General features: G+C 66.4%; 13 protein-coding genes. 9 read left to right on the top strand and 4 right to left on the bottom strand.

What is annotated here, in order from left to right:
• Positions 1-280 precede the first annotated feature (280 nt).
• The gene (locus tag S58_RS38885) at positions 281-439 is read right to left on the bottom strand and encodes a hypothetical protein (RefSeq protein WP_244440697.1); all 159 of its coding nucleotides are present in this window, start codon (positions 437-439) and stop codon (positions 281-283) included.
• A complete protein-coding gene (locus S58_RS38880) occupies positions 436-588 on the bottom strand; it encodes a hypothetical protein (protein WP_015663945.1) in 153 nt (50 codons plus the stop codon). The genes S58_RS38885 and S58_RS38880 overlap by 4 nt, the downstream gene beginning before the upstream one ends.
• Before the next feature lie 79 nt (positions 589-667).
• On the opposite strand from S58_RS38880, the gene S58_RS03925 reads away from it, so the two are divergent.
• Entirely contained in the window at positions 668-1,369 is a 702-nt protein-coding gene (locus S58_RS03925) for an alpha/beta fold hydrolase (protein WP_015663944.1), read from the top strand.
• Between the two features lie 622 nt (positions 1,370-1,991).
• Here the strand turns inward: S58_RS03925 and S58_RS03920 are convergent.
• Complete coding sequence (locus tag S58_RS03920) at positions 1,992-2,582, bottom strand: TetR/AcrR family transcriptional regulator (protein WP_015663943.1); 591 nt, start codon at positions 2,580-2,582, stop codon at positions 1,992-1,994.
• Positions 2,583-2,777: 195 nt separating this feature from the next.
• Here S58_RS03920 and S58_RS03915 point away from each other — a divergent pair, with 195 nt between their 5' ends.
• The 4 genes from S58_RS03915 to S58_RS03900 all read left to right on the top strand — a co-directional run bounded on the left by S58_RS03915 (position 2,778) and on the right by S58_RS03900 (position 7,082).
• Complete coding sequence (locus S58_RS03915) at positions 2,778-3,272, top strand: (2Fe-2S)-binding protein (RefSeq protein ID WP_015663942.1); 495 nt, start codon at positions 2,778-2,780, stop codon at positions 3,270-3,272.
• Positions 3,269-4,327 (top strand): FAD binding domain-containing protein, encoded by a 1,059-nt coding sequence (locus tag S58_RS03910; RefSeq protein WP_015663941.1) that lies wholly within the window; start codon positions 3,269-3,271, stop codon positions 4,325-4,327. Before S58_RS03915 ends, S58_RS03910 begins: the two co-directional genes overlap by 4 nt.
• Positions 4,317-6,587 carry a xanthine dehydrogenase family protein molybdopterin-binding subunit gene (locus S58_RS03905; RefSeq protein ID WP_015663940.1) on the top strand — a complete coding sequence of 757 codons (2,271 nt, stop codon included), beginning with the start codon at positions 4,317-4,319 and terminating at the stop codon, positions 6,585-6,587. The genes S58_RS03910 and S58_RS03905 overlap by 11 nt, the downstream gene beginning before the upstream one ends.
• A 75-nt stretch (positions 6,588-6,662) precedes the next feature.
• Positions 6,663-7,082, top strand: coding sequence for a hypothetical protein (locus S58_RS03900; RefSeq protein WP_015663939.1), 420 nt, complete (start codon positions 6,663-6,665; stop codon positions 7,080-7,082).
• Between the two features lie 50 nt (positions 7,083-7,132).
• Here S58_RS03900 and S58_RS03895 read toward each other — a convergent pair whose 3' ends face one another.
• Entirely contained in the window at positions 7,133-9,121 is a 1,989-nt protein-coding gene (locus S58_RS03895) for a methyl-accepting chemotaxis protein (RefSeq protein WP_015663938.1), read from the bottom strand.
• A gap of 332 nt (positions 9,122-9,453) precedes the next feature.
• On the opposite strand from S58_RS03895, the gene S58_RS03890 reads away from it, so the two are divergent.
• From S58_RS03890 to S58_RS03875, 4 genes are all read left to right on the top strand, one after another.
• The gene (locus tag S58_RS03890) at positions 9,454-9,765 is read left to right on the top strand and encodes a hypothetical protein (protein ID WP_015663937.1); all 312 of its coding nucleotides are present in this window, start codon (positions 9,454-9,456) and stop codon (positions 9,763-9,765) included.
• Positions 9,766-9,984: 219 nt separating this feature from the next.
• Complete coding sequence (locus S58_RS03885) at positions 9,985-10,716, top strand: outer membrane protein (protein ID WP_015663936.1); 732 nt, start codon at positions 9,985-9,987, stop codon at positions 10,714-10,716.
• 242 nt (positions 10,717-10,958) lie between these two features.
• Complete coding sequence (locus S58_RS03880) at positions 10,959-13,097, top strand: methyl-accepting chemotaxis protein (protein ID WP_015663935.1); 2,139 nt, start codon at positions 10,959-10,961, stop codon at positions 13,095-13,097.
• Between the two features lie 351 nt (positions 13,098-13,448).
• On the top strand, positions 13,449-14,507 hold the full coding sequence (locus S58_RS03875) for an MBL fold metallo-hydrolase (RefSeq protein ID WP_015663934.1): 1,059 nt from the start codon (positions 13,449-13,451) through the stop codon (positions 14,505-14,507).
• Positions 14,508-14,684: the final 177 nt, after the last annotated feature.

The following is a 14,684-nucleotide window of genomic DNA, read 5'->3' as shown; positions in this document are numbered from 1 at the left end:
GCGACGCGTGCCACGGACGTGATATTGTCGTGACGCCAGGTCCCCACCGCCATGATTGACCGTGATCGGCTGGTAACATCGCGCTGCTCGCGCCGGGAGTGCGTGCGCATCGGGAGTAGTCGGATGCGCACTCTCTCACGCGAACATCCTCGATGCCACGACAAAGCCGCGAGTGCCGCTACAGCCATCGGCAATTGCGCGGGATCGACGATCATGCTCAATCATTGAGAGCATCTGCCGGAGCGCACGACGTGGGAGCGCAGGCCGACAGGCCGCGTCCTCAGCGGAGATGGACCAGGCTGTAGCCGTAGGACTTCATGCCCTTTCGGCTCACCCATTCGCCCTGCGGCGGCGCCGCGCCTTGATCCCCGGGCAGCACGTTCCAAGGCACGCTCCAAGGCCGGCCCATGCAGGATTGCGAGAGCTCGTCCCAGGTCACCCGGCCCAATCCGGCTTCCACACGATCCAATAATCCCCGTCGGCGCGCTTGAAGCCGACGCTGCCGTCCGGACGGGTCATGCGGGCAAAGCGATAGACGAGGCCCTCGCTCTGCCGGCACAACTCGAACGCGAGGACTTCGTTGGACATCGGCGGCGTCTCGCAGGTAAATGGTGGGCGGGCGGAGAACACCGATCCTACAGCGGAAAGCCGTTCCAGGGGGAAAGCCATGACTGATGCGCTGCCGCTCGTGCTGGTGCCCGGACTGATCTCGTCGCCCCGCATCTATGCGCCCGTGATCCCCGCACTGTGGCGGCTCGGACCCGTGATGGTCGCCAACCATGTCCGCGACGACAGCATGGCAGCGATCGCACGCCGGATCCTCTCCGAGGCGCCGCCGCGCTTCGCGCTCGCGGGACATTCGATGGGCGGCTACATCGCCTTCGAGATCATGCGACAGGCGCCGGAGCGGGTGGCGCGGCTGGCGCTGATCAACACCCAGGCGCGGGCCGATACGCCAGAGGCGAGCGCGCGGCGCCGCACCATGATCACGCGCGCGAAGGACGGCGACTATCACGGCGTGGTCGACGAGCTGTTCTCGGGCTTCGTCCATCCGTCGCGCCAGGATGATCCGCGGCTGCTCCAGCTGGTCCACGACATGGCCGAGGAGGTCGGCGTCATCGGCTTCATCCGGCAGCTGACGGCGATCATGTCGCGCCCGGACTCGCGGCCGACGCTGACCGCGATCCGCTGCCCGACCCTGGTGCTGACCGGCGACACGGACAACACCATTCCGAACACCCTGTCCAAGGAGATGGCCGACGGCATCGACGGCAGCTGGCTGGTCGTGCTGGAGAATTGCGGCCACCTGCCGCAGCCCGAGCAGCCGGAGGAAACGGCGCAGGCCATGATGGAGTGGCTCAGGGGGTGAGATGGCCATCACAGTCTATTGCTGGCGTTGTGGCATCGAAGTGCCAATGCTCGACGAGCAGGAGTGGGCCGAGATCGAGCCTCTTCTTAGGAAACGAATGGACGACATCGAAGGGTATCGGCGGGCGAACGAATGCACACTCGGGCAAGCCCACCGCCGCGGTCGATAGCAAAACAGGCGCGCTGCAGCGCTACCGTGAACTGACCGGCTTTGACGAGACGAACGCCCTTGCGATCTGGCACCATCGACGAAGCGACTTCGGTCCGTCCTGCACATCGTGTGGGAAGCCGTTGAGAACACCGCGCGCGAAGCTCTGCGCTGCGTGCGGGACGCCGGTAGCCTAAGCATTACCGTACGCCCACCTTCGTCATTCCGGGGCATTCGCGCAGCGAATGAGCCCGGAATCCATACTCACAGGCCGCAATTTCGGAGCGAGAGCGCCGTGTGCAGGCACCGCGAACCCCAGCGAGTATCGTGCTTATGGATTCCGGGCTCGCGCTTCGCGCGCCCCGGAATGACGATGGAGGGAGCAGCCGGATTGACGCAGCACCCAGACGAGAGCGCCGTCGAAAGCGGGTAGCTCAGACAAGCCACTACGCAGCTCACGCCGCGCGAAACAATCTCACTCCCGCCCCTTCCCCACCCTCAACCCATCGACGAACACATCCAGCAGCCGCAGCACGCTCTGCTGCCAGCCGGTCTGGTCGTGCATGTAGCACATGCCGATCAGCGCGCGCAGGACGTCGTCGGCGCTGATGTCGTTGCGGATCTCGCCGGCCTCGACGGCGCGGGCGAGCAGCGCGCCGATGGAGCGGGTGAGATGGCCGTGCGAATACGCCGCAAGCTCGGAGTTCGCGGTCATGACGATCGCGAGCGCGGCCATCATGCCCTTCTTGGTCGCGACGAACTGCACCGTCGAGCGCAGCCAGCGCCGGAGCGCCTCGACCGGGGACGGCTCGCTCTTCAGCTCCTCGGCCAGCTCGGCGAGCTGCTCGACCTCGCGGCGATACACCGCCTCGAACAGATCCTCGCGGGTCGGGAAATGGCGATAGAGCGTGCCGATGCCGACGCCCGCCTGTCGGGCGACCGCTTCCAGGCTCGCTTCGGCGCCGCCGACGCTGAACACCGCCTTGGCCGCCTCCAGCACGCGCTCGCGGTTTCGCTGCGCATCGGCGCGCGGCTTGCGCAGCCGCTCTTGTGGTTTCGTCTCCATCTCACCAGCTCTTGATGACGGGCTCGCCACGTCCTCTTGCTAAACGGAGGAGTCCTCCGTATAAATAGACCTGCCACCCCGGGACTGCCAACTTTTCCTGTCGCATCCCGCGGTCGCTGGATCTGGACGGACCATCGCCCGTAAGGCGGTGCCCGCTGCGATCCGATTAGGCCATCGCTTCGATCGGAACAACGCATGAATTGGACTGTCAGACTCACCATCAACGGTGAGCCGCGAACGCTTGCGCTCGACGACCCCAGGGTCACCCTGCTCGACCTGCTGCGCGAGCGCCTCCACCTCACCGGCACCAAGAAAGGCTGCGATCGCGGCCAGTGCGGCGCCTGCACCGTGCTCGTCGACGGCCGCCGCATCAACTCCTGCCTGACGCTTGCCGTAAGCCTGGACGGCGCTGCGGTCACCACCATCGAAGGACTTGCCCAGGGCGACCAGCTGCACCCGGTGCAGGAGGCGTTCATCGCCCACGACGCCCTGCAATGCGGCTTCTGCACGCCGGGCCAGATCATGAGCGCGGTCGGCCTGATCAATGAAGGCCAGGCCGGCGCTGATCCCGAGCGCGTGCGCGAAGGCATGAGCGGCAATCTGTGCCGCTGCAGCGCCTATGTGGGGATCGTCGAGGCGGTGCTCGACGCGCAGGCGACGCTTACCGACAAGACGGAGCGCGCGGCATGAACCAGTTCGACTACGTGAAGCCGTCGACGGTCGCGGACGCGATCGCCGCCGCCAGCGCGCCCGGCGCCGCCTATCTGGCCTCCGGCACCAATCTGCTCGACCTGATGAAGGGCAACGTCGTCAGGCCATCGCGGCTGGTCGACATCTCGCAGCTCGCCGAACTGACGCGCATCGAGACTTCAGGCAATGGCGACGTCAGAATTGGCGCTTTGGTGCGCAACGCCGATCTCGCCCATGACACAAGCTTCGCGCGCGATTTCCCGGCGGTAGCGGAAGCGCTGCTGTCCGGCGCTTCGGCGCAGCTGCGCAATGCCGCCACCGTCGGCGGCAATCTGCTACAGCGGACGCGGTGCGCCTATTTCTACGATCCGGCCTCCGCCTGCAACAAGCGCAAGCCCGGCGCCGGCTGCAACGCCCGTGGCGGCGACAACCACCAGCACGCCGTGCTCGGCTGGAGCGAGGCCTGCATCGCCACCAACCCCTCCGACTTCTGCGTGCCGCTGGCGGCGTTCGATGCGGTGGTGGAGATCGAGGGCGCAGCGGGCCGGCGCGAGGTCGCGCTGGAGGCACTGCATCTGTTGCCCGCCAGCACGCCGGAGCGCGAGACCGTGCTCGCCCCCGGCGAAATGATCGTCGCGATCCGGCTGCCGGCAGCCGCGCGCGCCTTCGCAAGGCATGCGCGCTATTTGAAGGTCCGCGAGCGCAATTCCTACGCGTTCGCCGTCGTCTCCGCCGCAGCCGGTCTCGTCATCGACAACGGCACGATCAGCAGCGCACGCCTCGCGCTCGGCGGTGTTGCCGCCAAGCCATGGCGTGCCGTTGATGCCGAGGCGCTGCTTGCGGGCCAGAAGGCGCAGACCAGTGCATTCCAGCAGGCCGCCGACGTTGCGCTCAACACGGCAAAGCCCTCCGGCGACAACGCCTACAAGATCCCGCTCGCGCGCGGTCTGATCGTGCGCGCGCTTGCCGCCGCAGCCGAGGGCACGCCGTCGCGCATGCCGGCGCTGCCGGCCTCTCCCTTCTCCTCCGTTCCAGGAGCACTCCATGACGCCTGAGCTCAATCTCTCCCGCGATCCCGCCCATCTCCGCCACGGCTCGAACATCGGCCAGCCGCTGTCGCGCGTGGACGGTCTCGCCAAGGTCACAGGCCGCGCGCGCTATGCCGCCGACAACAATCCGCCCGGCCTGCTCTATGCCGTGCTGGCCGTGAGCAGCATCGCGCGTGGTCGCGTCGTCTCTCTCGACGTCGACGCTGCCAAGGCGCATCCGGGCGTCGTCGAGGTCATGACATCGGCGAACCGGCCGCCTCTGGCCGGTGACCCCGACGGCAAGCCCAATCCCTTCGCGTTCCGGTTCGAGGCGCTGCAGAACGACCGCGTGCGCTACGCCAACCAGCCGATCGCACTCGTCGTCGCCGAGAGCCTGGAAGCCGCGACCGAAGGCGCCGCGCTGCTGTCGCCGCGCTACGAAGCCGAGCCCGCCCGCATCGGGCTCGACGCCGGTGACGCCTACGTGCCGCCTGTGGTCGGCATGGGCTTTCCCGCCGAGAGCTACCACGGCGACGTCGAGGCCGCGCTGGCAGGCAGCGACAGGCAGATCACCGCGACCTACGAGACCCCGGCGCACTATCACAACGCGATGGAGCCGCACGCGATCGTCGCCGAATGGCACGGCGACAAGCTCGTCATCGACACGCCGACCCAGGGACTCGTGATGATGCGCGGGCGCCTGGCCGAGCTGTTCGGCATTGCGCCTGAGAACATCCTGATCCGCAGCCCCTATCTCGGCGGCGGCTTCGGCGGCAAGGGCTTGATCGCCGGGCCGCAGATCCTCGGCATCCTCGCCGCCAAGCTGGTCGGACGTCCGGTGAAGCTCGTGGTGCGCCGCGAGCAGCTCTATGGTCCGTTCGGCCATCGCTCGCCGACACGGCAGACGCTGCAGCTCGGTGCGAGTGCTGCGGGGCAATTGTCGGCGATCCATCATCACGCCCGCATCGCGACCTCGAGCTTCGAGGATTTCTACGAGGCGGCGGCGCATGTGACGCACACGCTGTATGCCGCGCCGGCGATCGCGACCACCTACGACGCGGTGCGCATGGACAGCGGCACGCCGCTGTTCGTGCGCGCGCCCGGCATCGCGCCGGGTTCGATCGCGCTGGAAAGCGCCGTCGACGAGATGGCCGAGGCCTGTGGCCTCGATCCGCTCGCCTTCCGCGTCAAGAACTACGCCGAGGTCGAGCCGGCGACCGGCAAGCCGTTCTCATCCAAGGCGCTGCGCGAGTGCTACACGCAGGGCGCCGAGCGCTTCGGCTGGTGGGAGCGGCCGCTGAAGCCGCGCACGATGCGCGACAAGGATGGCTTCCTGGTCGGCTGGGGCATGGGCACGGCGACGTTCCATGCGCTGATGTTTGCGGGGCAGGCGCGCGCGGTGATCCGGCGCGATGGCAGCGGCGTGGTGGAGAGCGGCGCCCACGACATGGGCCAGGGCGCGTGGACTGCGTTCGCGCAGATCGCGGCCGATTCGCTGGCGCTCGAGCTCGACCGGGTCACGTTCAAGGCCGGCACCTCGGACCTGCCGGATGCCGGCATCGCCGGCGGCTCGGCGCACACGGCGACCGTCGGCACCGCGATCCACAATGCGGGAGCCGCGGTCATCGCCAAGCTTGCCGAGCTTGCGACGACCGATCAGCGCTCGCCGCTGTTCGGCGCCGGCAATGCCGGCGTGATCGCCCGCAACGGACGGCTGCTGCGGCGCGACGACGAGGGCCGCGGCGAGAGCTATGCCGACATCCTCGCCCGTGCAGGTCTTACCGAGGTCGAGGGCTCAGGCGCAGGCATGCCCGATCCCGCCGCCAACGAGCAGTACGCGATGAGCTCGCATGGCGCTGTGTTTGCGGAGGTGAAGGTCGATCCAGATCTCGGCCAGGTGCGCGTGACGCGGATGATCGGCGCGTTCGCGGCCGGGCGGATCATCAATCCGAAGCTGGTGAAGAGCCAGCTCATCGGCGGCATGATCTGGGGCATCTCGCTGGCACTGCACGAGGAGGCGATCACCGATCGCCGCAGCGGCCGCATCATGAACGCCAATCTCGGCGAGTATCATGTGCCGGTGAATGCCGACGTCCCCGCGATCGAGGCGTTCACGGTCGAGGAGCACGATCCGTTCGTCAATCCGCTCGGCATCAAGGGCGTCGGCGAGATCGGCATCACCGGCTCGGCGGGCGCAGTCGCCAATGCGGTGGCGCATGCGACGGGCGTCCGCATCAGGCGGTTTCCGGTGCGGATCAGCGACCTCGTCGGCCGCTCCCAGAGCTGATCGGGCGTTTCGACAACGAGGGTCATCGGTGTATGCTGCCAACCAACATGTGTTGGCGGCCTACACCGGTGCTCGATGCGACGCGCGATCTCGTTCATCCTCTTCGGGTGCGTCCTTCTCTGGCCCGGACTGTCGACCTCGCCGGCGGCAGGCGCCGAAGTCCCTCAGGAGGGCGCAGTCTGGACCGCGATCATTCCAGACGCCTTCCCCCGAAATGTCTATGTCTGGCATCTGCTGGCGGACGGCTCCTATCGCGAGGACGGCCGCAACGCCGTGACCGGAGTGGCAGTCCAGCTCACGCTCTCGGGACAGTGGACGCGGGATGGCGCGGGCATGACCCTGCGGCAGCAGGACGAGCCGTTCGTCTTCGTCGGTTCAATTCTCGGCCACCTCTACATCGGCACGCTCTATCATCGAGGCCGTGCCATCTCGCGCTTCTGCGCCGCGGAAGGCGAAGCCGCCCCGACGCAGTGCGACGCGGAGACGACATCCTGAGCGACTTGACTTGGCGTCCGGTTTCAGACGGGCCGGAGCTAACGAGAGGATTACGCCGCCTGCCGCGCGAAGCTCCGCTTGAACCACGCCAGGAACGCCTCGCGGTTCTTGCCTGAATCGAACTCGACATGCAGGGCGTCCCTGTCCCGTGCGCGCACACGGTAGGCGACGCTGCCGTCGAAGCCGCTGAACTCCATCTTGCCGCGATCGCCGATGCCGGGCTCGGGATCGAAACGAAACCAGGCGCCGCCCTCGGAGATATCCAGCAGCTCGGCCTTCACGGCTCCCTTGCCGTCGTCGATGACCTTGATCGGCAGGTTTGATTTGAGCCGGGGCGATTGACGGCGGTCCGCCTCGATGGTCGTGGTCCTGACCACCTTCACCAGCGTCACCCGCAGCGCCGTCAGGCTGGATGCCACGCTGCCGATGGCGCTGCGCACCTCGGCGGCGCGATCGTTGACCATGCCGGCATCCTTGCCAACATTGACGATCTTGGCCGAGACGTCGCGGGCGGCACTCGCCGACGACTGCACGGAGCGGCTGATCTCCTGGGTCGCCGCGTGCTGCTCCTCCATTGCTGCGGCGATCGAGCCCGCCACCTCGTCAATTTCGGAGATCTGGCTGCCGATGCCTTCGACAACGTCGACGGTCGCCTGCGTCGTGGCCTGCACCTCGCCGATCAGGCGCGAGATCTCTTCGGTCGACTTGGCGGTCTGGTCCGACAGCGACTTGACCTCCGCTGCGACCACGGCGAAGCCGCGACCGGCATCGCCGGCGCGCGCGGCCTCGATCGTGGCATTGAGCGCCAGCAGATTGGTCTGCTCGGCGATGCCGCCGATCAGGTTGGAGACCTCGGCGATCTTGTCCACGGCCTTCGCCAGCGACAGCATGGTGCCCTTGGCCTTCTCGCGCCCGGTCACCGCCGACTTGGTGATGGTGCTGGCGCGTGCGACCTGGCTCGAGATCTCGCGGATCGCCGAGCTCAACTGCTCCGCCGCCGCCGAAACCGTCTGGGCGTTGGCGAGCGACTGCTCAGAGGCGGCCGCCACGGATTGCGCATCCGCAGACAGTTCGTGGGCCAGGTCGGACAGACTACTCGCGACGGCTTCCACCTGACGCGACGCGCTCGCCGCAGCCTCTACCGACGTGCCGGTCTCGCGCTCGATCACGTCGGCCATGTTGAGCATGGCGCGCTTCTTCGTGTGTTCGGCCTCGGTGCGATCGCGGTCCTGCCTGTCGCGCAGATTGTTGTTCTCCAACGCATTGGTCTTGAAGATGCCGAGCGCGCCCGCCATCGCTCCGATCTCGTCGCCGCGCCCGGAATATGGGATGTCGGCGGAAAGCTCACCCTGCGCGATCAGGCGCATCACGCCGGTCATGCGCGTCAGCGGACGAACCACGCCCATCACGAGCCCGAGAAGACCGGCGACGACCATGGCCAGAACGATGCCGGTGACGGTCCAGACGACTGCAGAGATGCTGCGGTCCTGGGCCGCCGCCGTGGCCTCCATGTCCGAATTCAGCTTGTTTGCCTTTTCGACGAGCGCATCGATCACCGCGCGGTGGGCGACATAGGCCTCGCTCACCCGGGCGTAGGCGGCATCGGCCTTCGCCTGTTCGCCTGCGCGCAGCGCCGGGATCAACTCAGCTTCCAGGGCCTGCCAGAATTTGCCGACCTCGCCGTCCGACCGCTCGACCAAGAGCGATTTCAGGTCGGGCTGCAGCGCCGAGCCGATCCAGAACGTCTTGCGATCCTCGTAATCTTTCTTCAGCTGCGCCAGCTTCTGGACATGCGCATCCACGTTCCTGGCATCGCGCAGCGCCAGCGTCGCCTCGAGATAGGCTTCGAGGACATATTCCGGCGGTGGCAGGATGTCGGCGACCAGGTCATTGCCGAGCTTGATCTTGTCATAGAGCGGCCCGCCAACCTTCAGTTCGCGCAGCGCGTAAGCGCTGGTCAACACGACTGCAGCGAAGCCAAGTGCGAGCAGAAGCCCAAAGGCTGCAATGAACGCGGAAATGGAGAGGCGCATCTTCATATCGGACGGCACATTCGTTGGAGGGTGGACTGCACCCGCCGTCGCTCCGCTGGAGCCATCTCCACTCGCTTGTTTGGAGGTGGTCCGTCCGGAACGCCCGGCATCGATCTGCTAATTTGATTAACGTGCACAACCTTTTCTCAAGGAAGGTAAATTTCGGCATCCGTAGAAATGCGGTCCGGAGCGGTCCTTCGGAGATCCCGACGCTCCGCGCCCTCTGACTTGGCGCAGGCCTGACTTGGCGCAAGTCTGACTTGGCGCAAGGCGGCAATAGAGCGGATCTGCGAACATCCGCGCGTCGTCACCTCAGGGGCCACAGCTCAGGAACTACCATGTCGAAACCCATTCCGGACAAGGCCGAGATCGCGCTCGAATATCCCGACAAGTTCTATGCCGGCACGTTTGCGCATTCCTCGCGCTTCGAAGCCCACCTCGAACCGTCCGGGTTGTCGTTGACCCTGGAGCGGCCCGGGCCCGAGGACGTCCGCAAGTCGATCCACATGCATCTGAACTTTGGGCTGCTCGCCGCAATCCTTCACGAGATCGCCGCCAGCATCGCCTCGATTCCGGACGACGACATCGCTCATCGCGAGCAGCTGCGCGACGCCGTCGCCGAGCTGCACCAGGCTCTTAACGCGCATTAACCAGTTGTACCGCCGCGGCACAGCGGAACCGTCGATTAACTCCTGCTTCAAGCTTCGTTAGGGCTCTGCTAACTACGCGAAAACGTTTGCCCTCGAACAGGTTGGGTTCGAGACCACTGTGCTGCCGGAGTGACAGCATTTTATTCGAAAGCGATCTATCTCCAATCCATCGACGGCGCGCGATGCGCGAGCCTTGTTAGTTAGTGTTGGAGACCCGCCATGAAGAAGATCCTGTTCGCAACCGCTGCAATCGTCGCCCTTGCCTCGGCCCAGTCCGCTCTTGCCGCCGATCTCGGCGCCCGCACCTATCCCTACGCCACCAAGGCGCCGGTCTACGCCGCCCCGATCTACAACTGGACCGGCTTCTACCTCGGTGCGCATCTCGGCGGCGCGTTCTCCAGCAACAACAACTTCTCCGGCCTCGGCACCGGCAACAATTCCAACGGCCGCTTCCTCGGCGGCTTGCAGGTCGGCGCCGACTGGCAGTTCGCCCCCACCTGGGTGATCGGCGCGGAAGGCCAGTACAGCTGGCTGAGCGGCAGCGTCGGAGCAGCATTCCCCGGCGGCTACGCCTACACCAACAGCCAGCGCGGCCTCGGCTCGATCACCGGCCGCTTCGGCTACACCTGGGGTCCGGGCCTGCTCTACGTGAAGGGCGGCTACGCCTATTCCGACAACAACGAGAAGGTGACGCTGGCCGGCACGCCGGTCGGCTTCGGCACCAATGGCGATCACCGCAACGGCTGGACCGTCGGTGCGGGCCTCGAATACATGTTTGCGCCGAGCTGGTCGGCCAAGGCCGAATATCAGTACTACAATTTCGGCAACGCCACCTTCACGGCACCTGCCGCGCTGGTGCCGACCGGCAGCTTCACCACCGACGACCATACGTTCAAGGCTGGCGTGAACTATCGCTTCAACTGGGGCGCGCCGGTCGCGGCCCGCTACTGATCCGCAGGCGTCAAATAACAACAAACGACGGAAAGGCCGGCAGCAATGCCGGCCTTTTTGTTTGCAGCGTTTCACGGTGCGGAATCGACAATCGTCACGGCTTCGTTAATTCCCGCAGCATGAAATGCGGAAATGCGCGAAAATTCGACACCGACCAGGTAATTCCCCGCATTTGTTAACCGCCTCCCGCGATACTGCCCGCAAGCTTCAGCTCTAAGTAGCGTGCGTTCGGGGGAACAAGGATGGCGATTCGGTTCAGCTTCAGCAGGGTGCTCGGAGTCCTGCGGCCCAGATGGGGCGTCCGCGGCAGTCTGTTTGCAGCCTTCGCGGTGATCGCCTGCATGGCGATCGCGATCAGCGTCGCTGCGGGCCTGATGCTGCGTCATATCGGCGGCACCATGGTCGAGCTCTCCGGCCGCGACATCCCGCGCCTGACCTCCAGCCTGCAACTGCTGGCGCAGAGCTCGAGCCTCGCCAGCCTCGGTCCGGCGCTGCTCGGCTCGCAGAGCGAGGATGGGCTCAACGATCGCCTCAAGAAAATGCAGGAGATCCAGAAGGTCACCCAGCAGCGGCTGGCCGAAATCAGCGCGCTCGGCGCCGAGAAGAGCGTGGTCGCGCCGCTCGCCGAGACCATCAAGAACATCAATGAAGCCAATCAGAGCCTGGTGTCGGCGGCGCGCGAGCGCCTGACCGTCGCGGCCACGCACAACCAGCAGTATGATGCGCTGCGCAAGGCGCAGGCGGAGTTCACCACCGCGGCAAACGAGCCGATGCTGGACGCGCAGACCCAGCTCAACGCCGTGCTCGGTGCCGCCGAAGTCTCGGCGGATGACGCCACGGCGGCGGCGCGCTTCGTCGAGCAACTCGGCAACGTGATCGCGTCGGGCAACCTGCTGGTGGCGCAGATGGCCGCAGCGCTCTCGGCCAATGACAGCGATACGCTCGATACGATCGAGCGGCAGTTCAAGGACGCGCTGGCGCAGCTGAAATCCAATCTCGAATTGCTGCCGAGCGGCCGCAGCACCAAGGGGATCCACGACGCCGCGCTGAAGCTCGCCGCGCTCGGCGAGGGCAAGGCCCGCGTGTTCAAGACCCGCGAGAAAGAGCTCGACGCCAACGATTACGGACAGACGGTGCTGGAGGAAACGCGCAAGCTCAATGTCGGCCTCGACATCAGCGTGCAGCAGCTGGTCGAGGGCGTGCGCAAGTCCACCGAAGGCGCCACCAGCACGGCCGGGCGCGACATCGAGCTGGCGACGCTCGGCATGATCGGTGCCGGCGCAGCGACCCTGCTCGGCTCGGTGCTGTTCGTCTGGCTCTATGTCGGCGGCAACATCCTGCGCCGGATCAAGCGGCTGCAGCAGGCGATGCAGACGCTGTCGAGCGGCGATCTCGACACCGAGATTGCGGCGTCGAAGCAGCGCGACGAGATCGGCGCGATGGTCGACACCTTGCAGGTGTTCCGCGACAACATGGTCCACGCCCGCACCTTGGCCGCCGAACAGGATCGCGAGAATGCCGCCAAGGCCGAGCGCGCCTCGCGCATGGAGGCCCGGATCGCCGAGTTCGAGGCGACGGTGGGCAGCGCGCTCGCCACTCTGCAGAGCTCCGCCACCGCCATGCAGACGACGGCCCAGAGCATGTCGCAAACCGCCGATCAGTCCAACTCGCTGGTCAACGCCGTTGCTGCCGCGGCCGAAGAGACCTCGGTCAACGTCCAGACCGTGTCGGCCGGCACCGAGCAGCTGTCGTCGTCGATCGCGGAGATCGGCCGCCAGGTCGTGACCTCGGCGCAGATCGCCAAGAAGGCGGTCGAGGAAGCCGGAGCCACCGACGCCACCATGCAGGGCCTCGCCGACAATGCGAGCCGCGTCAGCGTCGTCGTCGACCTGATCCAGGCAATCGCCTCGCAGACCAACCTGCTGGCCCTCAATGCCACCATCGAGGCGGCGCGCGCGGGCGAAGCCGGCCGCGGCTTCGCGGTGGTGGCTCAGGAGGTGAAGAGCCTCGCCAGCCAGACCGCCAAGGCCACCGACGAGATTCGCACCCAGATCGCCGGGATGCAGCAGGTCGCATCCACGGCCGTGTCGGCGATCCGCAATATCGGCGGGACTATCGCGGAGATCGACAACGTCACCACCGCGATCGCCGCCGCCGTCGAGCAGCAGGGCACCGCGACGCACGAGATCGCCCGCAACATCCAGCAGGCGGCCTCCGGCACCACCGAGGTCTCCAACAACATCACCGGTGTCTCCAGCGCCTCGGCCCAGGCCGGCACCTCCGCCAACGAGGTGCTGAGCGCCTCGGAGGCGCTTCGCCGCGAAGCCGAGACGCTGCGCGCCGAGGTCGATGCGTTCCTGACCAACATCAGGGCGGCGTAGTTGCCTTTTCCCGGCCTCGCCGTTCGAGACGCCCGCCCAAGGCGGGCCCTCAGGGTGAGGAGGTAAAGGTCGCCCTGCGGCCAACAGAGCTATGGATCGAAGCGCAAACTCTCGCCCTTCTCCATGAACACGCCGTCAGCGTGTTCATGGTCCCGTGTGCAGCGGTCGCTCCGTCGCCTGACCCTCATGGTGAGGAGCGCCGCCCTTGCGGCGCGTTCAGGCGATGCTCTTGCATCGCCTTGAGAACCATGAGGCCCTGCCTGCCGCACCCCGGAATGACAGGCAGCCATGCCGCGTTCGCTGTCTTTTTCGGCTGGCGCTCGCGCGCGGCGGCCGTTAATCGATGAGGCCATGACCAAGACAGACACCGCCACGTCCTCCGCCGAAGCCCTGCGATATCCCTGGGAGCAGCATCCCGGCGAGGACCAGGTCGTCGAGGTCGCGCCCGGCGTGCTGTGGCTGCGCCTGAAGCTGCCGTTCCGGCTCAACCATGTGAACATCTATCTGCTCGCCGACGGCGATGGCTGGGCCGCGATCGATTCCGGCTTCGGCAACGAGGAATCGATCGCCGCCTGGACACGACTGCTCGACGGCCCGCTCAAGCATGTGAAGATCAGCCGGCTGATCGTGACGCATTCGCATCCCGACCATGTCGGCCTCGCCGGCTGGATCGTCGAGCGCTTCGACTGCCCGCTGGTGATGTCGCAGGTCGAATACCTGCAGTCGGTGTATCACCAGAACCGCGGCACCGAGGAGCGGCGCAATGCGCAGCGGCTGTTCTTCCGCCGCCACGGCATGGACGAGACCCTGACCGACAAGCTGCTCGGCCGCGGCCAGGAATACCTGCAGCGCGTCTCGGTGCTGCCGGCGTCCTACCGCCGCATCTCTCATGGCGACGAGATCCAGATCGGCAGCCGGCGCTTCAAGGTCATCACCGGCGGCGGCCACGCGCTCGATCAGGTGATGCTGTATTGCGCTGCCGACAAGCTGTTCCTGTCCGCCGACCAGGTGCTGAGCAAGATCTCGCCCAATGTCAGCGTCTGGGCGGTCGAGCCCGACCAGAACTCGCTCGGCGAATATCTGGCCTCGCTGGCGAGCCTGACCACCACCCTGCCCTATGACGTGCTGGTGCTGCCCGGCCATGGTGTTCCTTTCTATGGCCTGAAGACCCGCATCAAGCAGCTCGCCGACCACCACGAGGAGCGCTGCCGCATGATCGCGGACGCCTGCCGCGACGAGACCAGGACGTCGGCCCAGCTTGTGCCGGTGGTGTTCCACAAGCACGTGCTCGACCCGCACCAGATGGGCTTCGCCGCCGGTGAGCTGATCGCCCACGTCAACTACATGCTGGTCGAGGGCCGCCTGACCAGCCAGGACATCGACGGCGTGCTGCATTATCGCACCACCTGAAGCTGCCGCGGGTCCGCCGCAATGCGAGCACGGATAGGTCCAGATCGGGCGATCCCTGGACAAAACGCCCAACTCCTGCCGCGGGATTCCGGCTCGACAGCCGCTCTGGAAACACTCTAAGAAGGCCTCAAGCCCCCGTTGCTTAGAGGGTCCGTTCCAGTTGCTGCACTGCGGCAC

This window comes from Bradyrhizobium oligotrophicum S58, from assembly GCF_000344805.1.
In the GTDB taxonomy this organism is placed as follows: Bacteria; Pseudomonadota; Alphaproteobacteria; order Rhizobiales; family Xanthobacteraceae; genus Bradyrhizobium; species Bradyrhizobium oligotrophicum.
This window is presented reverse-complemented; position numbering and strand designations above follow the sequence as displayed.